Annotated in this window: 18 protein-coding genes; 11 read left to right on the top strand and 7 right to left on the bottom strand. The window is 38.1% G+C overall.

The window, feature by feature from the left end; all coding sequences use genetic code 11:
- Positions 1-126: 126 nt before the first annotated feature.
- The gene (locus tag CHB68_RS04220) at positions 127-1,317 is read left to right on the top strand and encodes a hypothetical protein (RefSeq protein ID WP_143815170.1); all 1,191 of its coding nucleotides are present in this window, start codon (positions 127-129) and stop codon (positions 1,315-1,317) included.
- 31 nt (positions 1,318-1,348) lie between these two features.
- Positions 1,349-2,854 carry an OmpP1/FadL family transporter gene (locus CHB68_RS04215; RefSeq protein ID WP_089259582.1) on the top strand — a complete coding sequence of 502 codons (1,506 nt, stop codon included), beginning with the start codon at positions 1,349-1,351 and terminating at the stop codon, positions 2,852-2,854.
- 59 nt (positions 2,855-2,913) lie between these two features.
- On the opposite strand, the gene CHB68_RS04210 is transcribed toward CHB68_RS04215, so the two are convergent.
- Together CHB68_RS04210 and CHB68_RS04205 are read right to left on the bottom strand one after the other, a co-directional pair.
- Positions 2,914-4,359 carry a T9SS type B sorting domain-containing protein gene (locus CHB68_RS04210; RefSeq protein ID WP_089259581.1) on the bottom strand — a complete coding sequence of 482 codons (1,446 nt, stop codon included), beginning with the start codon at positions 4,357-4,359 and terminating at the stop codon, positions 2,914-2,916.
- Positions 4,360-4,483: 124 nt separating this feature from the next.
- A complete protein-coding gene (locus CHB68_RS04205; protein ID WP_245838784.1) occupies positions 4,484-6,241 on the bottom strand; it encodes a T9SS type B sorting domain-containing protein in 1,758 nt (585 codons plus the stop codon).
- 424 nt (positions 6,242-6,665) lie between these two features.
- On the opposite strand from CHB68_RS04205, the gene cysS reads away from it, so the two are divergent.
- The gene (gene cysS, locus CHB68_RS04200; RefSeq protein WP_089259579.1) at positions 6,666-8,144 is read left to right on the top strand and encodes a cysteine--tRNA ligase; all 1,479 of its coding nucleotides are present in this window, start codon (positions 6,666-6,668) and stop codon (positions 8,142-8,144) included.
- On the opposite strand, the gene CHB68_RS04195 is transcribed toward cysS, so the two are convergent.
- Positions 8,145-9,068: an AraC family transcriptional regulator gene (locus tag CHB68_RS04195; protein ID WP_218822478.1), complete on the bottom strand. Its 924-nt coding sequence runs from the start codon at positions 9,066-9,068 to the stop codon at positions 8,145-8,147.
- A 189-nt stretch (positions 9,069-9,257) separates the two neighbouring features.
- On the opposite strand from CHB68_RS04195, the gene exaC reads away from it, so the two are divergent.
- The 7 genes from exaC (at position 9,258) to CHB68_RS04160 (ending at position 14,834) form a co-directional block, all read left to right on the top strand.
- Positions 9,258-10,781 carry an acetaldehyde dehydrogenase ExaC gene (gene exaC, locus CHB68_RS04190; protein ID WP_089259578.1) on the top strand — a complete coding sequence of 508 codons (1,524 nt, stop codon included), beginning with the start codon at positions 9,258-9,260 and terminating at the stop codon, positions 10,779-10,781.
- Between the two features lie 11 nt (positions 10,782-10,792).
- Positions 10,793-11,167, top strand: a complete 375-nt coding sequence (locus CHB68_RS04185; protein ID WP_089259577.1) for a DUF779 domain-containing protein — start codon at positions 10,793-10,795, stop codon at positions 11,165-11,167.
- 106 nt (positions 11,168-11,273) lie between these two features.
- Positions 11,274-11,501 (top strand): membrane protein insertion efficiency factor YidD, encoded by a 228-nt coding sequence (gene yidD, locus CHB68_RS04180; RefSeq protein WP_089259774.1) that lies wholly within the window; start codon positions 11,274-11,276, stop codon positions 11,499-11,501.
- 88 nt (positions 11,502-11,589) lie between these two features.
- Positions 11,590-12,552, top strand: coding sequence for a prolipoprotein diacylglyceryl transferase (gene lgt / locus CHB68_RS04175; protein ID WP_089259576.1), 963 nt, complete (start codon positions 11,590-11,592; stop codon positions 12,550-12,552).
- Positions 12,553-13,047, top strand: a complete 495-nt coding sequence (locus CHB68_RS04170) for a DUF192 domain-containing protein (protein WP_089259575.1) — start codon at positions 12,553-12,555, stop codon at positions 13,045-13,047.
- Between the two features lie 7 nt (positions 13,048-13,054).
- Positions 13,055-13,600, top strand: a complete 546-nt coding sequence (locus CHB68_RS04165) for a GNAT family N-acetyltransferase (RefSeq protein WP_245838783.1) — start codon at positions 13,055-13,057, stop codon at positions 13,598-13,600.
- 1 nt (position 13,601) lies between these two features.
- Complete coding sequence (locus CHB68_RS04160; RefSeq protein WP_089259574.1) at positions 13,602-14,834, top strand: ATP-binding cassette domain-containing protein; 1,233 nt, start codon at positions 13,602-13,604, stop codon at positions 14,832-14,834.
- Between the two features lie 52 nt (positions 14,835-14,886).
- Here CHB68_RS04160 and secDF read toward each other — a convergent pair whose 3' ends face one another.
- The 3 genes from secDF to mdh form a co-directional block, all read right to left on the bottom strand.
- Positions 14,887-17,865, bottom strand: a complete 2,979-nt coding sequence (gene secDF, locus CHB68_RS04155) for a protein translocase subunit SecDF (RefSeq protein WP_089259573.1) — start codon at positions 17,863-17,865, stop codon at positions 14,887-14,889.
- A 109-nt stretch (positions 17,866-17,974) separates the two neighbouring features.
- Positions 17,975-18,592: a hypothetical protein gene (locus CHB68_RS04150; protein WP_089259572.1), complete on the bottom strand. Its 618-nt coding sequence runs from the start codon at positions 18,590-18,592 to the stop codon at positions 17,975-17,977.
- Between the two features lie 133 nt (positions 18,593-18,725).
- Complete coding sequence (gene mdh, locus CHB68_RS04145; RefSeq protein WP_089259571.1) at positions 18,726-19,652, bottom strand: malate dehydrogenase; 927 nt, start codon at positions 19,650-19,652, stop codon at positions 18,726-18,728.
- Positions 19,653-19,944: 292 nt separating this feature from the next.
- On the opposite strand from mdh, the gene CHB68_RS04140 reads away from it, so the two are divergent.
- Positions 19,945-20,325 (top strand): hypothetical protein, encoded by a 381-nt coding sequence (locus CHB68_RS04140; protein ID WP_089259570.1) that lies wholly within the window; start codon positions 19,945-19,947, stop codon positions 20,323-20,325.
- Positions 20,326-20,523: 198 nt separating this feature from the next.
- Here CHB68_RS04140 and CHB68_RS04135 read toward each other — a convergent pair whose 3' ends face one another.
- Entirely contained in the window at positions 20,524-21,540 is a 1,017-nt protein-coding gene (locus tag CHB68_RS04135; RefSeq protein WP_089259569.1) for a DUF6588 family protein, read from the bottom strand.
- Between the last annotated feature and the right edge of the window lie 18 nt (positions 21,541-21,558).

The following is a 21,558-nucleotide window of genomic DNA, read 5'->3' as shown; positions in this document are numbered from 1 at the left end:
GTGAATATTATAATATAATAATTGGGTAAAACTAGTTATTTTTAATATGTTCAACAATATAATTTTGATCCGATGATATATTCAATACCCCACAACAAAATTCGCAACTTAACAATGCTGCTAACCATGGCCATAGTAGCAGCTTCATGCGGATCGTATGAACAGGCCTCTTATTATGACAATGATGGCATTTATTCTGATAATGCTCCTAGAATGGTAGAAAAAAGACCTGCTCAGACTCAAAATCAGGAAGAAAACACCTATAGTGCTTATTTTGGGGAAAAAGCATCCCAATATGATGAAATATTGGATAATGAGATTTTTACAGATATTGATTCCTATTCATCCAATACCGATACCCTAAATATAGAAGATGGGCAATTAACGGATTATTATTCAACTGAAAATGACTATCAAGGTTATGGAGGTTGGGGAGATAACGCCACTAGTGTTAGCATAAATTTTTATGATAACGGATGGAACAATTGGGGTGTGGCCGGCTTTGGTTGGGCAAGTCCGCTTTGGGGATGGAATTACGGTTATGGACCTTATTATGGCTATGGATGGTATAGTCCATGGGGATGGAACCGTTGGAATAATTGGAATTATGGCGGTTTCGGTTATCGCGGTTTTGGTGTTGGCTATGCCGGTTTTGGTTTTGGCTGGAACTATCCTTATTACAATTACGGATATGGATATGGAAATAGGTATTATAGCCGCAATAACAGATTTGTAAACAGAAGTTATGCCTATAATAATACAAGGAGGGGTAATTATACTAGATTGAACAATACTACTAGCGCAACTGCCTTAAGAGGTAGGTCTAACGTGAATACCAGAGGGGATTCCCCCAGATATAGGACTACAACTTCAAGGACCGCTACCGCCCGTAGTTCTGCCAATACACGTAGTTCAAGAACGTATTCTGGAACTACCACTACTAGAAGAACCGTAGGTGTGGACCAAAATAGGGCATATAGGACCAGTAGAAGTACAAGGGCCGTACCAAGGTATAGTTCCTCAAGAAATGCAAATACAAGTAGCAGATACTATAATGGAACAACTAGGTCCAGTAGTAGAATAGCTACTCCAAGAACATCGTCCTACAGAAGTAGCGGAAACAATTACTCTACAGGCAGGTCTACTAATAGTACGTTTCGTAGCTCAGGAAATAGCAGTTCCAGAAGTTCTGGTACAATGAGAAGTTCAAGTGGCAGCAGTTCTAGAAGTTCCGGATCCATGAGAAGTTCAAGTGGTAGTAGCTCTCGTTCTTCAGGTTCTTCATCTTCCAGCAGAAGTGGCGGAAGAAGAAATTAATTACACGTATCCTTAAATTTAAAAAGATTATATGAAAAGATATATCACTTTCATAACCATATTGTTATGCGCAGTTGGTAATGCACAAAATATTAATGAAGCCTTGCGCTATAGCAATGAAAATCTTCAGGGCACAGCTAGATTTCAAGCTATGGGTGGAGCCTTTGGAGCACTTGGCGGCGATTTATCCGCATTGAATATCAACCCTGCCGGTTCCGCCGTTTTCAATAATAGTTTGTTTACCATTTCAGGTTCTTCCTATAATGTCGATAATGAAACCAACTATTTTGGTACAACTATTGGTACGAAAACCAATAATTTGGAATTAAATCAAATTGGGGGAACGTTCGTATTTAGAAGTACCGATCAAAATTCTGACTGGCAAAAATTTTCATTGGCCTTTAATTATGATGTGGTCAATAATTTTGATAATGAATTTAGGGCATCAGGCAATACGACCCAGGGTATTGATAATTACTTTTTAAGTTATGCACAGGGCACCCCTTTTGGTTCAATTCTTTTGCAGGATGGTGAATTTTTGGAAGAGGCCTATCTCGATATAGGTGCCAGACAAGGATTTAGGGACCAACAAGCTTTTTTAGGTTATTATGGAGGTATTTTGGACCCATTGGTAGACGATGACGCCAATACAGATTACGTTAGCAATGCATCATATAGCTCAGTTAATCAAGATTTTATTAGAAGAACTACAGGATACAACAGTAAATTTACGTTGAACATGGGGTCTCAGTTTAAAGAAAATATTTACATGGGAGCTTCTTTGAACTTTCACAATATTCTATATACTAAATATGATCAGTTTACAGAAAGTGGTTATGATGGCAATTCGGAAATTCAAAATACAACTTTTGACAATTATTTAAATACCGAAGGAAACGGTTTTTCATTTAGCCTAGGTGCCATAGCCAAACTAAATGATTACTTACGAATGGGAGCAAGTTATCAATCTCCTACTTGGTATCGTTTAAACGAAGATTTTTCGCAACGAATAAATTCCGATCTAGCAGATTCTGATATCAATTTTATCAATTTCAATATAATTAATGTGTTTGAAACATATACCGTTAAAACCCCTAGCAAGTTAACCGGTAGTTTGGCCATGGTTTTTGCCAAAAATGGATTATTGAGTTTTGATTATGGTTTTCAGGATTTTTCCAATACTGAGCTTCGTCCTGCGAATGACCCAAGTTTTCAGACCGTAAACGACCAAATTTCTAATGAATTGGGTACAGTTTCCACATTTAGGTTAGGTGGTGAGTATCGTATAGAACAGGTTAGCTTACGTGCTGGATATAGATTTGAACAAAGTCCGTACACCAATGGCAATACCGTAGGTGATTTAAATGCAATTTCTGGTGGTATAGGTTATAATTTTGGAGGTAGTAGGTTGGACTTTGCCTTAAGTCGTTCTCAGCAAGATGTAGACGAGCGCTTATTCGATGCCGGATTAACCACCCCCGCAAACATAGACAGGATTAACACCAATGCAACATTAAGTTATACCATTAATTTTTAATTTTCCTTAAGAGTATACTAAATATTAAAGGGTCGTCATAATTGACGACCCTTTAATATTTATCTTTTTAACGTAAAATGGGTTTTCCTGGTTTTGGCGACGAGAAGGCCATCATCTGTTTCTCCAAATTCAAACCTAAACCAATAATCCGTAGCAGGCATGGGCCTACCATTAAAAGTTCCATCCCAACCCCCGTCAGCACCTAGTTGCTTTAACAACTTTCCATACCGGTCAAAAACAAATACTACCGGGTTTGTCAAGGTTTCAATTCCTTTAATATTCCAATCATCATTGACACCATCCCCATTGGGAGTGAAAAATTTAGGATAGCCTACAATTAAAAATTCCAAAGGTTCCGTAATGCCACAGCCATTTTTATCATTGATAATAACGGTGTTAAGGCCTGGTGGCACGTTCAAAAATATGGCCTCATCCTGAAATTCCCCATTATTTATAGCAAATTCATAATCCCCGTTTCCAGTAACTATAAATTCTATATTGTTTTGATCCGGTTCTATGGATAAATTGGTATCCAAGATTTCTACCCTATCTAATATGGGTGTGCCAAAAAACGTTATAAGCACACCACTGTCATCACTATATGAGGATGGTCCGCCTGAGGAAGGGTCTGCATATACCGTGGCGAAATAACGACCTGAATTTGGACTCACCACCACCAGCTCCGCCTGAAATTCACCGGAACCCATGAGAACATCATCCACTATACCGTCATCTTCATAATCTACGGACCATTCCACATTTTGGATAGCTGCACCAGCAGGGGAATTTAATGCGCTAAGGGTAATGTCATCATCCCCTTCACATGCTACAATGTCCAATCCTAAAAATTCATCGCGTAACGTACAATCCAATGCAGTATCTTGGTTAGCATTAACGGAGCTTCCGGTAAACGTTAGCATAAAAGGTTCCGGATCACCGGTAAAATTATCAGCAAAATTATTGATCAATATGTAGTAGATCTCTCCCGGCTGTACATCTAGATACTCATCATATGTATTTTGACTACCTGTCAATGAAGGTTCTCCCTCCTGGCCATTTTCAGGATTTACCCCTAAACCGGTAAAACGTGTATCATTGACCTCATAATTACAACGGATAGGTTCTGCAGTACCACTGCTTATATCCCCACAATCTACATCCGGACCAAATACGGCAAAATCCCATTCTGCAGTAGGGGTACCACTTCCATTGGTAGGCAAGGCTTCTATATCAAAGCCTACTTGCCCTCCCGTTCCTGCCCTAAACACAAACCAAGAAGTATTATGTTCAATATTGGCAGAAGTAAGACTACCTTTTTCCAAACAACCTGTTTGACGTATAATTTCCGGGTCAAAATCATCAACATCACCCGTGCCTTCCGCTATACCCATTATGGGTTGATCTGCACACACAGGAATGGCAGTTCTACAATCTGCAGAATTTTGGGCAGCTACATGTGTTACAAAAAAAAGTAAACAAAATATAGAACCTATGAATGTTCTCATAAATGGTGTGGCTATTAATCTACGTAACGTATATAATAACTACACATGCCAATATTTAGTATTCTACATCGAATAATATGACCTTTAATCGATAAAATACACCTTTAGTAGTAAATTTAGAGGGTTAGCGCTTTAATGTAAAATGGTTGTTGATATAAGCCGCATGGGTAGTTTGGCCAAGCGAATCTGTGTAGGATAATTTAAACCAGTAATCGGATTCAGGCAATAGTACACCATTAAAAGAGCCGTCCCAACCATTTGAATTTTTATGTAGTTGATGCAGTAATTTTCCATATCGATCATAGATGCTGATAATAGGATTGTCCAAAATATCCAGTCCGGCTACATGCCATGTATCATTTATTCCATCCGCATTAGGGGTAAAGAACTTTGGAAATCCCAGGACCACTATTTTTTTGGAATCGCTACCGCATCCGTTCAAATCAATTACCGTTATGGTATGCTCTCCTGGAAAAAGGTCATGAAAAGTGGCATTTTCCTGTGGTTCCTCACCATCCAATTGATAGGCAAGATTTCCGTCGGTCTCTACATATACCCTTACCGTATTTGCCAGATCGTCCTCATATTCAATACTAATATCAGTAATAACTGGAGGTTTGGAGAAAACAACCTCTATAGATTTAACGGTTACACATTGTAATGCGTTCGCCGCATTGGTAACGGATAAGGTATAAACCCCACTCTGATCCACCGTTATCATAGGTGTAGTCTCACCCGTACTCCATTCATACGTATAATTTGGATCTGGCGTTTCTTCCCCAATTGTAGCAACAGGAGCCTCACCGCATTCGTATATTCTTGTAGGAAAATCAAGTTCCGGCAATGCCACACTATTAATTTCAAAAGATTCCGAAACATCAAAACAATTACCATTTTCCAAAGATGTGGTTCTTACATGTATGGTTTCCGTTAATGCAGAAGGTACATAGCTTTTAGGCAATGGATCAATACCATCAATGGCATCCTCAACAGAAGAATGGTAAGTAACACGAAATTCAAAAGTACTTTGGTCCCCCAACGCTTCCTCGTCCTTTAATGTTAAATCTATGGCCGTACCATCAAAACAGGCCGTACTATCCGCAACCTCATATGTAACGGGCGAAGGCGCGTAAGCTACTTGAGTCTCGCTAATCAAATTATTGCCCAGAGGCCTTATTACAAGTACTCTGTACATTGCAGAAACCGCCACGGAAAGTTGTGCCCCATTTTCATTTGGTATACGCTGATAACCTGTTCCCAAATCTATATACCACTCATAACCCAATGCATTATCAGTAGTTGCATCAAGTACTACGTTCTCGTTATCGCACGCTATGATCGGTGGCCCCAATAAATTATCAATGATATCACAATCTAATGCACTATTAGGAAATTCCACAAAAATGCTTCCCGAAAATTGAATGGAAAATCCAGAATTATTATTGCTATAATTATTGATCAATAAATAATAATCTTGTCCGGGTTCAACCTCTAGCCAATCTTCATATTGTATATTATCCGCCCCTGTGGGGTCTACCCCCACTCCAATAAAATCGCTATTGTCCGAATTGTCGAAATAATTACATCTTACAGGCTCACCTAAATCATTACAATCTGTAGTATTATACAAAGCAAAATCCCAATCTTCGTTGGAGTCATGTCCAATATTAAAGCCTAATTGACCAGATTCTCCTGTTCTAAAGCGGTACCATGCAGAATTGGTTTCTATTGTCCCTGATGCTTGTGTAAAACAACCTGAAACGGAGGCCCCATTGAAATCATCTATACCATAACCATTGGTCCCGGCATTGATCGGGGTATTGTAACAAATAGGTATGGCATTGATACAATCTGGAGCAACTTGAGAGAAACAAGTTAACATACCAAATAAACTGAGGAAAAGAATGGCTAAACCACGCTGGGTCATAAGGCAAAATAGATTTGGTTTTTAAAAGTAACCCCTAGCTTGCTTTGTCACCAATTATTGTTGTGTAATCCCCCTATTTAGTTATAAAGTGACACTTATTGTATATCTTTACGGCTTGAATTGAGCGGGAACAAAAAGTACGAATAGTCAAGTTGCCCAAATCAATTGTCAACATTAAAAAACAGGGTTTTAACCTATTGGTAATAAATGCCGCAAACTTTATGAACGTACAAAAAGGTGTCTTATATCGTTAATTCATTTCGCTTTACCATGGCATATTTTACAAATGACAGCAATGCGTTCAAAACTATCGGCGATAATCTGGTATGGACATATTTTACAAAAACCCTAAACACTCATTTTAAACGCACATAATTTCATGCAGTTGTACGAAAATCAAGAAATTAAGGTTCACAATTCACTTACTGGAAAAAAAGAAATTTTCACGCCGATCAATAAAGGACATATAGGCATGTATGTATGCGGCCCTACAGTTTACAGCAATGTGCATTTGGGAAATTGCAGAACCTTTATGTCATTTGATATGATTTTTAGGTACTTTAAACATCTTGGGTATAAAGTACGGTATGTCCGTAATATAACGGATGCCGGTCACCTTGTAGATGATGCTGAGGATGGTGAAGACAAAATAGCTAAAAAGGCCAGGTTGGAGAAGCTTGAACCTATGGAAGTAGTACAGCGCTATACGGTAGATTTTCATAATATTTTGGAAAAGTTTAATTTTTTACCCCCTAGTATTGAACCTACCGCTACCGGCCATATCATAGAACAAATAGAGATTATAAAGGATATCCTTAACAAAGGATATGCCTATGAGACGAATGGGTCCGTTTATTTTGATGTCGCCAAGTTTAACACTGATCATGAATATGGCAAGCTAAGCGGTAGAAAGTTAGAGGATATGATCGCCAATACGCGTGACCTTACCGCTCAGGACGATAAACGCAATCCGCAGGATTTTGCCCTATGGAAAAAAGCGGAACCGCAACATATAATGAGATGGCCATCACCTTGGGGAGATGGTTTCCCCGGATGGCATCTGGAATGTACGGCAATGAGCACTAAATATTTGGGGGAGACCTTTGACATTCATGGCGGAGGAATGGATTTGAAATTTCCGCACCATGAATGTGAAATAGCCCAAGCAGAGGCAAGTAATGGTAAATCTCCAGTAAATTATTGGCTACATACCAACATGCTTACCTTAAATGGTAGGAAAATGGCCAAATCTACAGGAAACAGTATTCTTCCTGGTGAAATATTTTCTGGTGAAAATGACATTCTAAGTAAGGCTTTTTCTCCTTCTATGGTACGCTTTTTTATGATGCAAGCTCATTATACCAGTATTTTGGACATTAGTAATGATGCACTTTTAGCTTCTGAAAAAGGGTTCAATAAATTAATGGAGGCCATCAATTCCTTAAAATCCCTTCCAGTAGCAAGCAGCAGTAATTTTAATGTGGCCGAATGGAAATCTTCCTGTTATACGGCCATGAACGATGATTTTAATACGCCTATATTAATTGCCAAATTGTTCGACGCCGTAAAACATATTAACTTGATCAAAGAAGGTAATGAAACCATTACAAAAGAAGACAAGGAAGAATTGGAACAAACCTTATACGCATTTATATTTGATGTTTTAGGATTGGAAAATAAAAGTAGTTCAGATGCGGATTCAGAAAAACTGGGCGGAGTCGTAGAATTACTCATACAATTACGTAAAGAAGCGCGTGAGAACAAGGATTTTGCAACTTCTGATAAAATTCGTGACCAATTGTCCGCTTTGGGCATTCAGCTTAAGGATGGAAAAGACGGTACTACGTACAGTTTATAACTAATCCAAAAATTTGGCTTTTTGAATTTTATCTTGGTATTCCTTGGGAGCAATATGTTGTCTATTTTTAAATACCCTATTAAAATAAGATCTGCTTTCAAATCCACAATCCAAGTAAACTCCTTTAATGCTTCTGTTGGGATCCTGTAATAAACCTACGGCCAATTTTATCCTTTCGTTATTAATAAATTCCACAGGGGACACACCCAGCTCCGTTTTAAACAAACGATAAAAATGAGAAGGGCTCATACAGGCCATTTTACTGAGTTCATCTATAGAGAGGGGTTTATGCACATTGTTTCTGATATAACGTATGACCTCCGTTAGCCTGCTTTCCTTTTTTAGCGACAATGTTGCATTGCTATAAATTTTGCGTTCATTGGTCTGTAAAATTCTAATAATCAGTTCACGAAGCATATTATCCACAAAATAATCCTTGGAAGGGTGATCTTCGGAAAAAAGAAACAGCAACCGTTGAATGATCTGAAAGATTCCTCGATCGTTCACAAAATGAAAATTGTAATCCATAAGGCCCCACTCCTCCTTGTTATCCTTGGGCATGTTCTCGTTCATGAATTGCAATACCTTATTGATTTTACCCTCGGAAATTGCCATGGCAAGACAACGCGTAGGATTTTTGGACATAGCCTCAGGGAAATCTATACACATACGTTCATTGGCCGGTAGGACCAAGGATTCTCCTGGCAAAAAATCAAAACGTTCGTAATCGCGTAAATGCATTATTTTTTTACCCTGTATCATACTGGCCAGAACCGGCTGTTCAAATTGCAATAGCACACTACTTGCTTGTTCATGGGTTTCAAAAACATGCATGGCAGCATTGTTCATTGTAAAAGAGGTTTGGTTTTCGACCAAGGTCTCTAGACGTCTTTGTTTTAAAAATTCATCAGATAACTGTATCATACCCTTGTATTTACATTAAGAAATTTACAAAATATTATAGGTAAAAAAGAGATATTAACAATAAATGATAGAATAGTTCACATTATTCATAGAATGCGTCAGATTAATGGAGAATATGAAGAGTACATTTAAGCTGTAACAGGATGACATTATACTTATTTCAACAAATATTAACTTAAAACATGTATTATGAGCACAACAGCAACCGTAGCAAAAGACGTACTACAAAAACCTAAATTCAAGAATCAGTATGAAAACTATATTGGTGGAAAGTGGACAGCCCCTACCAAAGGTGAATATTTTGATAACACTTCACCAGTAGACGGTAAGTCCTTTACCAAAATACCACGTTCCACGGCAGAGGACATTGAAAAAGCTATAGATGCGGCTTGGCAGGCAGCTCCTTCTTGGAATACCTCTTCTGCAACTGAACGAAGTAATATGCTATTAAAGATTGCGGACAAAATGGAGCAGAACTTAGAGGTTTTGGCCAGGGCAGAAACTTGGGACAATGGCAAGGCTATACGTGAAACAAGAGCGGCCGATCTTCCTTTGGCCATTGACCATTTTAGATATTTTGCCGGTGTCATCAGAGCAGAAGAAGGTTCCGTTAGCGAACTGGATGCCAATACCGTTGCATTGAACGTAACCGAGCCTCTTGGCGTAGTAGGACAAATAATTCCTTGGAATTTTCCATTATTAATGGCCACTTGGAAACTGGCACCTGCATTGGCAGCCGGAAACTGCGTGGTCTTAAAACCTGCCGAACAGACCCCTGTAGGTATTTTAATTCTAATGGAATTGATAGAAGGTATTTTACCGGACGGGGTTTTGAACATTGTTAATGGCTTTGGTGCAGAAGCGGGCAAGCCTTTGGCTTCTAGTCCAAGAATAGATAAAATTGCCTTTACCGGAGAAACTACCACAGGGCAATTGATCATGCAGTACGCCTCTAAAAATATTACGCCAGTTACCTTGGAACTCGGTGGCAAATCCCCAAATATTTTCTTTGAAAGCATTATGGATGCGGATGATGCCTTTTTTGACAAGTGTTTGGAAGGTGCCAACATGTTTGCCTTGAACCAAGGCGAAGTTTGCACATGCCCATCAAGAATGTTGGTACAGGAAAGCATTTATGACAAATTCATTGAACGTGTTTTGGAACGTACCAAGGCCATAAAAATGGGCCATCCTTTAGATCCTTCCACCATGATGGGAGCTCAGGCATCCAACGATCAATTTGAAAAGATTTTAAGTTACATCAATATTGGTAAAGAAGAAGGTTGCGAAGTGCTTACCGGTGGTGGCCAAGCCTATAACGAAGGACTGGAGGGCGGTTTCTATATACAACCTACTATTTTAAAGGGCAATAACAAAATGCGTGTTTTTCAGGAAGAGATTTTTGGTCCGGTACTTTGTGTAACCACTTTTAAAGACGAAGCGGAAGCCATAGCCATTGCCAATGATACCTTATATGGATTAGGTGCCGGTGTTTGGACACGGGACACCCACCAGGCCTATCAAATTTCAAGAGCCATAAAAGCCGGTAGGGTTTGGGTAAATTGTTATCATCTTTATCCTGCACATGCTCCGTTTGGGGGATATAAAAAATCGGGAATTGGCCGGGAAAACCATAAAATGATGTTGGCACATTACCGTCAGACCAAAAATATGCTCATTTCCTATGACAAAAAGCCTATGGGATTCTTTTAACCGGAATAAACATGAAAACTAAACGTGTATTGGTAACGGAAAAAGCCGCACACATAATCCAACAATTAAAGGAGCGCCATGGTGAACTTATGTTTCATCAAAGCGGGGGCTGTTGTGATGGTTCTTCGCCAATGTGCTTTACCAAAGGCGACTTAATGCTGGATGATAATGATGTTTGGTTGGGGAATATTGAAAATTGCGATTTTCATATGTCAAAAGATCAGTTTGAATATTGGAAACATACCCAATTGACCATTGATGTTACCCCAGGAAGAGGCGCTAGTTTTTCATTGGAAATACCGTTAGGTGTCAGGTTTTTAATCAAATCCAGATTGTTTACCGAAGAAGAATCCAAAAATTTAGAGGATATACGACTAGGGGTTTAATTGCGGTTTTTATAGTTAACAAGTCCGGATGGTGAGTATCCGGACTTGTTCATTTTTAATTGTTTCTTTTGTGGTAGCTTTGCTACTATAACACATAGTCTTGAAAATTACGTTTAAAAAAATAGTGATAGCCCCATTTGTATGGTTGATCCGCTTTTATCAAATAGCCATATCGCCCTACACACCTGCCACATGTAGGTACTCGCCAACGTGTTCTCAATATACTTTGGAAGCCTTAAAGAAACATGGCCTTTTTAAAGGTGGATGGTTGGCAACAAAACGAATTTTTAGCTGTAACCCTTGGGGTGGTAAAGGATATGATCCAGTTCCTTAAAAAGGAAATTTTAATTACCCATATCTCTAATCCAAAACTTAATTTGTCTGTTGGCTATTTATTATCTTAGCCAAACAAAATACAACACATGCATTTCTTAGGAATTACCTGGAATCCAAATGAAACCCTTTTCAACATAGGATTTATACAGATCAAGTATTATAATTTATTATGGATAACGGCATTTGCTTTGGGCTGGTTCATAATGAAAAAGATATTTACCAATGAAAAAAAATCGGTAGAACAGTTAGATTCACTCTTTATCTATACCGTTCTTGGTACTATGTTGGGTGCTCGACTGGGTCATGTGTTTTTTTACGATTGGCCATATTATTCCAACCATTTACTTGAAATTCTACTACCTATACGGGAGAGTGAAAACGGCAGTCTGTTGTTTGGCTTGATCAATGGTTATGAATTTACAGGATTTACAGGATTGGCCAGTCATGGGGCCACCCTTGGTATTATTATAGGTACTTATCTATATACAAGAAAGCATAAAGAATTTAGTATGCTTTGGATATTTGATAGAATGGTAATACCTGTTGCTATTGGTTGTTTTTGTGTGCGACTTGGAAATTTTTTCAATTCTGAAATAAATGGTAAGGTTGTAGATGAAAATTTTATTTTCGCTACAAAATTTATAAGGGATTCAGATGACCTACATCCATCAAAAGCATTGGGCATTACCCAAGAAAAATCAGTAAATGCCGCCTATGCGGCCATTGAGAACAACCCTCAATTTTCTCAATATCTAGCGGAAATACCATATCGCCATCCTGCGCAATTGTATGAAGCGGTTTGTTACTTACTGATTTTTATTCTACTCTATTTTTTATATTGGAAAACGGATAAAAAGAACAAGCCAGGTTATCTTTTTGGATTATTCTTTGTTTTATTATGGACGGTGCGCTTTTTTGTGGAGTTCGTAAAGAAAAGCCAGGGTGGCTTTGAAGAAAGTCTTGGGGTACTCTCTACAGGACAATGGCTTAGCATTCCTTTTATTTTAATAGGTCTGTTCTTTATGTTCAAGAAAACAAAAACCGCATAGATGTACGGTTCTAAATTTATACGGCTTCTGATGATATTTGCCATGTTATTGGCAGTATGCTCCTGTAAGAAAGAAGTAAAAAAAAGTATCTCCACTCCATCAGTCAGTTTTACGCATGAAGGTGATCTTTTTATTTATCATGGTACCACAGATTCAATTAAGGCGTCGTTCAACATAGAATTCGCCGAAAGTTCATATGAAACACAAACAGGATTAATGTATAGAAAGGGCATGGAGAACGATCAGGCCATGCTATTTATTTTTCCCACGGAAGCTATGCACTCATTTTACATGAAGAATACGGAGTTTCCTTTGGACATATTGTATATAGATGAAGATTTGAACCTTGCCAGTATGCAGGAAAATGCACAACCGTTAAATGAAGATGGACTTTCCTCAATAGTTCCCGTAAAATATGTACTTGAAATTAACGGAGGATTAGCTGAAGTATTGAATATTTCAATTGGGGATAGTATTAGTTATAGTCGTAAATAATTATAATTTGCCTCTACAACAGCACAATATAAAGCCTAATTATCTACTTACGAATGAGGAAACCGATCGGTTATTGATCAAAAAAGTCACTCAGTCCCATTTTCAAGAATGGCTTCCTTTTCATAAAGAGCCATTAAGTAGTCAATTTTGGAGCGGCTTACCCAAAGATCCAATTCAAGCTTGTCAAGAGCAATTTAATAGAATTTTTGAACGGTATGACAGTGGTGCAGGTGGTATGAACGCCCTTATACACAAAGAATCAAATATGTTAATTGGCCTAGCCGGTCTACTGATCCAAAATATAAATCACCAAGAAGAATTGGAAATAGGATATTCAATTTTGCCCAAATATTGGCGTCAAGGATATGCTTTTGAAGCCGCAAGCGCTTGTAAGAACGTAGCCTTCCAAAACAACTGGGCAGAAAGCTTAATTTCAATTATACAGGTCAATAACCTACCTTCCCAGCGAACGGCCCTTAAAATAGGCATGTCCATAGACGGCAGTACAACTTATAAAAAAAATCCGGTCAATATTTTTAGAATTCGTAAATAAAATGAATCATTGGGTTATATACATCAATAATAATTCTAATAAAAAAGATTTTTTCAAGCTTTTCAATAAGGGTTCCCTACCCAAGGAACTAAGAGAATTTCAAGGCAAAACAGGATGCATATATTCATCATTTACACTAGAAAAATTAATTGATGAAGAAGATAGGCATGACCGGAAAATTATTAGTACTCAAAGTCAAAGCTTGGAAACCATGTCCAGTGGTGAACAAAAAAAAGCGTTGTTGCATTACTTGTTACAGCAAAAACCTGATTACATAATTTTGGACAATCCTTTTGATAATTTGGATATAGGTTTTCAAAAAGAATTACAACATATACTTCTTAAAAACTCCATTTCCATTGCTTTCGTACAAATTGCGAGCCGTACAGCGGATACCTTATCATTCATGAACAAATTTGGTAAATTAGAAGGGTCATTGTTCTCTGAAATAACATCTCCTGAAGCCTTACGTACCAGCACAAGAAATACATTTAGTACTGACCGCATTCCAAAACCACTAAAGATTCCCGTACCATGTAACAATGCATTGGTAAAATTTAAGGATGTAACGATCAATTACGGAAATAGGCCAATCTTAAAGAATATCAATTGGACTATTAATCCAGGGGATTTTTGGCAATTGACGGGACCAAATGGCAGTGGTAAAAGTACCCTACTTTCCATGATAACAGGAGACAACCCTAAAGCTTATGGACAAGACATCTATTTATTTGGCACTAAAAAGGGAAGCGGTGAAAGTGTTTGGGACATTAAAGAAAAAATTGGATACTACTCCCCCGCTATGACCAATAAATTTAGTGGAAGGCATACTATTGAATATATGCTCATATCCGGATTAACAGATTCTGTAGGCCTATATACTATTCCTACAGAGTCCCAGAAACGGGTTGTAAGGGAATGGTTGTACTTATTAGATCTTTTTGAAGAAAAAGATATTCATTTCAATAAACTATCCACGGGAAAACAACGATTGGTCATGACTGCACGCGCAATGGTAAAACACCCACCTTTGTTAATATTGGACGAACCTACCGCTGGTATGGACGATGTTTCTGCCACACTGCTGGTTGAACTTGTCAATAAAATTGCAGAAGAGACTACAACTGCGATTATTTTTGTTTCCCACAGGAAAGAGCCATTTTTAGAGCCAAAAGATATATTTAGCCTATCCTACTCCAATGACGGTTCAAAAGGACTTATAAGCAAGACATAAAAAAAATCGCTATCCCAAAAGGATAGCGATTTTTTCTTAAAATTCTAAAATTCTATTTTTCCTTTCCTGATGTAATTTTTTTGCTCAAAGCATCGAACATTACAGGAGTTGCAATAAATACGGAAGAATATGTACCTACTATAACACCTACGATCATTGCGAACATAAACCCTCTTAACGATTCACCACCGAAAATAAAAATGGCCAATAACACCACTAAGGTGGTCAAAGACGTATTCAATGTTCTACTTAATGTAGTATTGATCGCAAAATTAATATTGGAACCACCTTTCCAACCACGTTCCGCCAACGTTTCACGAATTCGGTCAAACACAACCACGGTATCATTCAAGGAGTAACCAATTACCGTTAGAATCGCCGCGATAAAAGCTTGGTCAATTTCCATATTAAAAGGCATCAATTTACCAAATATAGAGAACACACCTAACACGATCAATACATCATGGAAAACGGCTACTACCGCTCCTAAAGAGAATTGCCACCTTCTAAACCTTAATAAGATATAAAGGAACACTACGGCAAGAGAACCTAAAATGGCTAAAAATGCATTGTTCTTAATATCATCTGCAATTGTTGGCCCAACCTTTACAGATTGTAAAATACCTATTGCATCCTCATCTACACCTCCAAGGACAAAAGCATCCTTGTCAAAGCCATCTGGCAGGTATTTTTGAAGTGAAGTATATAATTTATCCTGAATTTCAGTATCTACTTCAATACCTTCCACATCTACTTTATAAGGAGTAGTAATCTTTACTTGGTTAGATTCACCATAAGTCTTTACATTGGTTCCGCTACCAAAAACGGTATTAAGTTCCGATGCAATTTCAGAAGGGTTCACCGGTTGCTCAAAACGAACGGTATACGAACGCCCGCCCACAAAGTCAACACCTTGCTGTAATCCCGGGCCAAAGAATAGTGAAAACAATCCTACGGCAACAAGAATAGCGGAAATTACATAAGCAATCTTTCTTTTGATCAAGAAATCTATATTGATATTCTTAAACAGGTTCTTGGTTAGACTTGTGGAAAAATCAAGGCTTCTACCTTTACCTTCCAAATACCAATCTACCAATAAACGTGTTATAAATATGGCCGTAAATAAAGATGTAATGATACCTATCAATAATGTAGTTGCAAAACCTTTAATTGGTCCAGAACCAAATATGAACAGTATAATTGCGGTAAGGCCTGTTGTTATGTTGGCATCCAGAATAGAAGAAAGCGCATTTCCAAATCCGTCAGCAACTGCCTGACTCTTCCCTTTTCCTTTTGCCAATTCTTCCTTGATACGTTCAAAAATAAGAACGTTGGCATCCACGGACATACCTATGGTCAATACGATACCTGCAATACCAGGTAATGTCAATACGGCGTTCAAGCTGGTCAACACCCCAAAGATCAATAAGATGTTCAATAACAATGCTATATCCGCAAATGCACCTGCTTTACCATAGTAAGCGATCATCCATAATAAAACGATAGCCATAGCAATTAGGAAAGACATAAATCCACTGTCTATTGCCTCTTGCCCCAATGATGGACCAACAATTTCCGATTGAATGATTTCTGCACGTGCAGGAAGCTTACCGGCCCTAAGTACATTGGCAATATCCTTGGTCTCGTTAATGGTGAAATTTCCAGAAATTTCCGTTCTACCACCTGTAATACCACCAACAACCGAACAGCCAGGAGCGGTATACACCTTGTTATCCAACACTACGGCAATACCCGTTTGGTTAATATTGGCATCACTCGTTAATTTCTGCCATAATTTTGAACCAGCAGAGTTCATGTTCATGGTAACGACAGGATCATTGAATTGATCAAACTCGGCCCTAGCATCGCTTACAACATCTCCACTCATTCTAGGAGTACCTTCCCTATTGCTTTTTAAAGCATACAAATCAATAACCTCAGCATCTTTTGTTGCAGGTCGTTGCCATAAGAACTTTGTAAATTGAATATCAGCAGGTAACAATCTTCTAATTTCCGGCATTCTTAAATACGAACCTATTGTGGCCGTATCCTTAATTGCCGCACGAAACATGGCGTTGCTTCCTGGATTGGCAGGAATCAACAACTCGTACAAAGGATTAACCTGTGTGGCCAAATCCAATGAATCCGCAGAAACGTCCGATAATAAAGAGTCAAGCTCCGTTTCTTCCTTTACCGGCTCCGGACGCTCTACATCCACAATTTCCTTTAGCTTCTCATTTGCCTGAATCAAAAAGGTACTAAAGCTTGGATTGCTTTGTTTGTGAGTTTCCCAGAACTCTAATTGGGCTGTACTTGACAATAATTCCTGTGCACGGGCAATATCCCTAGCTCCAGGTAATTCTACCAGAATACGACCAGAATTTCCTTCTCTCTGAATATTAGGTTGTGTTACCCCAAAACCATCAATACGCTCTCTTAATACCTCAAATGCAGATACTATGGATTCATCTATCTTAGTTCTGATGATCGGCTTCACCTCATCATCTGACATTTGGGTGTTCACCTCGTTGGCATCTACCAAACTTTTGGTCGCAAAAATATCGGGCGATGCCAATTTGGTATCTCCCTTAATATTATCGAATGCTTCAAAGAACAAATCCAAATAAGTATCATCACTATTTTTGGCCGCTAAATCAGCATCTGCCAAAGCTTTGTTGAATACAGGGTTCTTTGTATTATTGGCCAAGCCTTTCAAGATATCCTTTACGGAAATTTGTAAGGTTACGTTAATTCCACCTTTAAGGTCAAGACCTTTATTTAGTTCTTTCTTTTTGGCTTCATTATAGGAGGTATATCCTAAAACGGAATTATCACCAATTGAATCCAAATAACGCATAGCCACTTGTTCTCTTTTGGTTATATAATCTTCCTCTGATTCAGGAACTTGACTAGCAGCAAACACCGTAGATTCTTTTTCTACCTTGCTGGTCACAAATGTGTAGGATAGCTGGTAAATACTCACTAACCCGAATAATAAAGCAAATAGCTTTATAAGTCCTTTATTTTGCATTTTAATTATTTATTTAAGTGTATTGATTAAGGTTCTGAAATTTTTTAAAATTGGCCCATCATACTTTATCGAAAAGTAGATACGCTCCGTGTAAGTACACGTACTATTACTAACTGTTGGCATTATTGTAAGGTCCTGCCCTTACCTCTGGAATATTTTGGAAAGTTTGATCAATTGCAATAGCAATATCTTTATTGATTTTATACGCTGTATGTTCAACGATCCCTTGCTCTAAAACAATTTGTGCACTGAAATTTAATACTACAGGATTAAAAAGGTCAGTAATCTCCTGCTTTTGTACAGGTACTAGATTACCGTTTAAAACTACTACGGTATCACCTTGTTGATGAAGGTCAGATACTACAAGTTTATACTCCTCAGGAATTTTTTCCTTTGGAAAGTCTATTGGCAACCTATCGCCACTAGAAGAATCCCCTAAGTTTTCTTGCGTAAGAAACGCTTTAACGCTTGGGGCATCCATATCACTATAATAACGGATACTTACTTGTGTTCCGTCATTTTCTATAATTTCAATAGCTTCAACACCCAGAACGTTCAACTTTCTGGTGATAGCTGCCACAACTTCGTCATGAGCAGTATCCGAAGCTAGTTCTACATCTGTAAATTGTAATGAAATTTGCTGATTAGAAGCTTTGGTATGCCCTTGACTTAGCCCTAAAACGGCCAGTATAATGATTAAAGTACTTACGCACCATTTTGCATTCATGCGGCAAATATAAAAAGAAAGATTATACTAGGTAGTTTATTTCATACAATAAATACCTGGTGGCTATTCACTTATAATAGAAAACCCCCATAGTTCTAATATGGGGGTTTTCCGTATAGTAAGGTTATTAAGGTTATAACTCTAAAAGCCCATTGGTTTTTGTTACACCTGCGGCACTCTCCTGCATTTTAGCTTTCTCGGCATCGCTTAAAGGAATATCAACTATTTTTTCAATACCGTCCTTACCTAAGATCACCGGTACACCAATACAGATATCGTTTAGGCCATACTCACCTTCCAACAAAGAGGAACATGGGAACATTTTTTTCTGGTCACATGCAATGGCCTGTACCATAGATGATACTGCAGCTCCTGGCGCGTACCATGCACTTGTACCTAACAATTTGGTCAAGGTTGCACCACCAACTTTGGTGTCTTCCGCAACCTGCTGTAATCTTTCCTCCGATAAAAATTCAGAGACCCTGATACTATTTCTTGTGGCGTGTGAGGTCAACGGTACCATACCGGTATCACTATGGCCACCTATGACCATACCATCAATATCAGATATTGGAGCTTCCATTGCCTCTGCCAATCTATACTTAAATCTAGCACTGTCCAAGGCACCGCCCATACCAATTATCCTGTTTTTTGGAAGACCGGTGGTTTTATGTACCAAATAGGTCATAGTATCCATTGGGTTACTGACTACTATAATAATTACATTTGGTGAATGCTGTAACAAGTTACTGGATACCGTTTTTACGATACCTGCGTTTATCCCTATCAACTCTTCCCTTGTCATACCCGGTTTTCTTGGAATACCGGAAGTAATTACTGCGATATGACTATCTGCAGTTTTTGCATAATCATTTGTACTGCCCGTAATTTTGGTGTCAAAACCCATTAACGATGCAGTTTGCATCAAATCCATCGCTTTTCCTTCAGCATATCCTTCCTTAATGTCCAAAATAACCACTTCAGAGGCAAAATCCTTGATAGCAATGTATTCCGCACAACTAGCACCTACTGCGCCTGCACCAACTACTGTAACTTTCATGTATGTCTATTTTTATGAATTAGTATTTATTAAATGGAAACGATCCATCTTAATATATTGATTATATCAGCTCAAAAATAGGTATTTATTGACGAATTTCGGTCGGGAACGCCTTATTAAATTCTAGAATAGGGGTTGTAAAAACATCGATTAAATGCACATGTTGTTAAAAAAAAAGACGCTTTAACGAAGAAATCGGAAAATTGATGCAGTACATCGAATTTTAGTAATAACGCAAAAAGCATTGCGTTAATAATTGTGGATCCCAAATCCAACATAAATTAACCTACTTATGACTAAAAAGTTCCTCTCTTTGGTGGCTATTTGTGCCGTCATATTTTTGGCCAACTGTTCTAGGATAGAACAGAACAACGATCCCATTATTGGAATATGGTCGCAATCCAAAATTGTACCTGCAGAAAATTCATCTAAACAAACGATCCGTAAAGAATGGATATTCAATGATGTCTATTTAGGTAGATACCATGAAATCAACGGTACTACCATTTCCTTAAAAACCGATTTTAACTGGTCCAGACAAGGAGATACCTATACTATAGAATATAGGGGCCTTGACGGTAAACCAACCCATATCATTACCATAGTACAAGCCGATGATGGCACTACTTACCTTGAAAGTAACGAGGGAAGTACGTTGGCCGTTAGGGAATAAACGATTTTAACAGGGCCATGGGAAAAAGTCTGTCTGGAGCAATCTAGGCAGGCTTTTTTATTTTACCCCAATTTTGGCAGCATGATAACAAACAGTATCAGATTCTCTGTAAAACTCCATAAAAAATCCTTAAAGACTGCTCTTTAAGGATTTTTTATCACTGTAAAACAAAACCTTATTTTGGTCTTTTGGCATTCATTATCTAAAACCAAAATTTATACCCAAGGTAGCAGTATTGAATTCTCCTAAATTATATTCCGCATTAAGCCTAAAAAAGCCCAGTTTAAGTTTTGTACCTACGGTACCGGTTACACCACTTACTTTTTTGGTTATGGAGAATGGGTCAATAAATTCCTCTGAAGTCAAGGGGCCTTCCGTAACCCTATAAGTACCCAAAACGTCTGTAACAGACTTTCCTGAAACGTATCCTAAACCACCATAAAAATTTATTATAGGGAGTTTTGTGGATACTACCGCACTAAAATTCCAACTATTGATGTTGGATTCAATACGCTGGTTTTCACCTTCCGCAATATTAATGTTTTCCAAATTATAATCCCCGGAAATATTGGTATACCCAATTACCGCAGAAATTGCTACGGGCAATATCTTATCCGCAGGTAACAATTTGGTAAAATCATGCTGTAAACCAATACCTACTAAACCTACAGAGGCATCTTCATATTCCATTTTGGGCAGAAAACGCGCCTTTATTTCCATTCCTTTGATTAAGCCTACACTTGCTTGAATATAGCCAGATGGCACAAAATCCACCCCTTCACCGGAAAGTCCGGATGGTAGTGTAAACTCTTTTCTTGTGGTAAAGCCAGCTACTTCACCTTCTACATATACCCTTGTACCGGTTATATCTCCCAAAACCGTAGAAACCGCTCTAGCCGTACCAGGGTTCTCTACAAAATCCAGATTCTGATAATCGTTGGGATCAAGGATAAAGGTTTTCTTATCGGTCTTATTTTTAAATCCGGTTATATTACCAATAATTGAAATTTCAAACCCACCCAAAGGCTTTGCATCTGCAGTATTGTACCAACCTGTGGCCAAACTATAGACCACACTTTCGGAAAGGGGTTCCATATAGTCCGTGGTAAACTGCTCCGCATCTTCAACACCTGCAGCAAATACATCGTTAAAATTTGTTTGCGCCATGAGGCCCAATGATGTGCATAAACATAAAACTGTTAGTAACTTCTTCATTTTTATAATTTTAGCTAA

The sequence above is a fragment of the Maribacter sedimenticola genome (genome assembly GCF_900188415.1).
In the GTDB taxonomy this organism is placed as follows: Bacteria; Bacteroidota; Bacteroidia; order Flavobacteriales; family Flavobacteriaceae; genus Maribacter; species Maribacter sedimenticola.
The sequence above is the reverse complement of the archived record's forward strand: the minus strand, read 5'-3'. Positions and strand labels throughout refer to the sequence as shown.

Coding starts and splice junctions, on each gene's coding strand:
- secDF (WP_089259573.1), bottom strand. CDS start 17,865: ATGCAAAATAAAGGACTTATAAAGCTATTTGCTTTATTATTCGGGTTA.
- CHB68_RS04170 (WP_089259575.1), top strand. CDS start 12,553: ATGTACGGTTCTAAATTTATACGGCTTCTGATGATATTTGCCATGTTA.
- CHB68_RS04140 (WP_089259570.1), top strand. CDS start 19,945: ATGACTAAAAAGTTCCTCTCTTTGGTGGCTATTTGTGCCGTCATATTT.
- CHB68_RS04135 (WP_089259569.1), bottom strand. CDS start 21,540: ATGAAGAAGTTACTAACAGTTTTATGTTTATGCACATCATTGGGCCTC.
- cysS (WP_089259579.1), top strand. CDS start 6,666: ATGCAGTTGTACGAAAATCAAGAAATTAAGGTTCACAATTCACTTACT.
- CHB68_RS04185 (WP_089259577.1), top strand. CDS start 10,793: ATGAAAACTAAACGTGTATTGGTAACGGAAAAAGCCGCACACATAATC.
- CHB68_RS04150 (WP_089259572.1), bottom strand. CDS start 18,592: ATGAATGCAAAATGGTGCGTAAGTACTTTAATCATTATACTGGCCGTT.
- CHB68_RS04210 (WP_089259581.1), bottom strand. CDS start 4,359: ATGAGAACATTCATAGGTTCTATATTTTGTTTACTTTTTTTTGTAACA.
- lgt (WP_089259576.1), top strand. CDS start 11,590: ATGCATTTCTTAGGAATTACCTGGAATCCAAATGAAACCCTTTTCAAC.
- mdh (WP_089259571.1), bottom strand. CDS start 19,652: ATGAAAGTTACAGTAGTTGGTGCAGGCGCAGTAGGTGCTAGTTGTGCG.
- CHB68_RS04160 (WP_089259574.1), top strand. CDS start 13,602: ATGAATCATTGGGTTATATACATCAATAATAATTCTAATAAAAAAGAT.
- CHB68_RS04220 (WP_143815170.1), top strand. CDS start 127: ATGGCCATAGTAGCAGCTTCATGCGGATCGTATGAACAGGCCTCTTAT.
- CHB68_RS04215 (WP_089259582.1), top strand. CDS start 1,349: ATGAAAAGATATATCACTTTCATAACCATATTGTTATGCGCAGTTGGT.
- exaC (WP_089259578.1), top strand. CDS start 9,258: ATGAGCACAACAGCAACCGTAGCAAAAGACGTACTACAAAAACCTAAA.
- CHB68_RS04195 (WP_218822478.1), bottom strand. CDS start 9,068: ATGATACAGTTATCTGATGAATTTTTAAAACAAAGACGTCTAGAGACC.
- CHB68_RS04205 (WP_245838784.1), bottom strand. CDS start 6,241: ATGTTAACTTGTTTCTCTCAAGTTGCTCCAGATTGTATCAATGCCATA.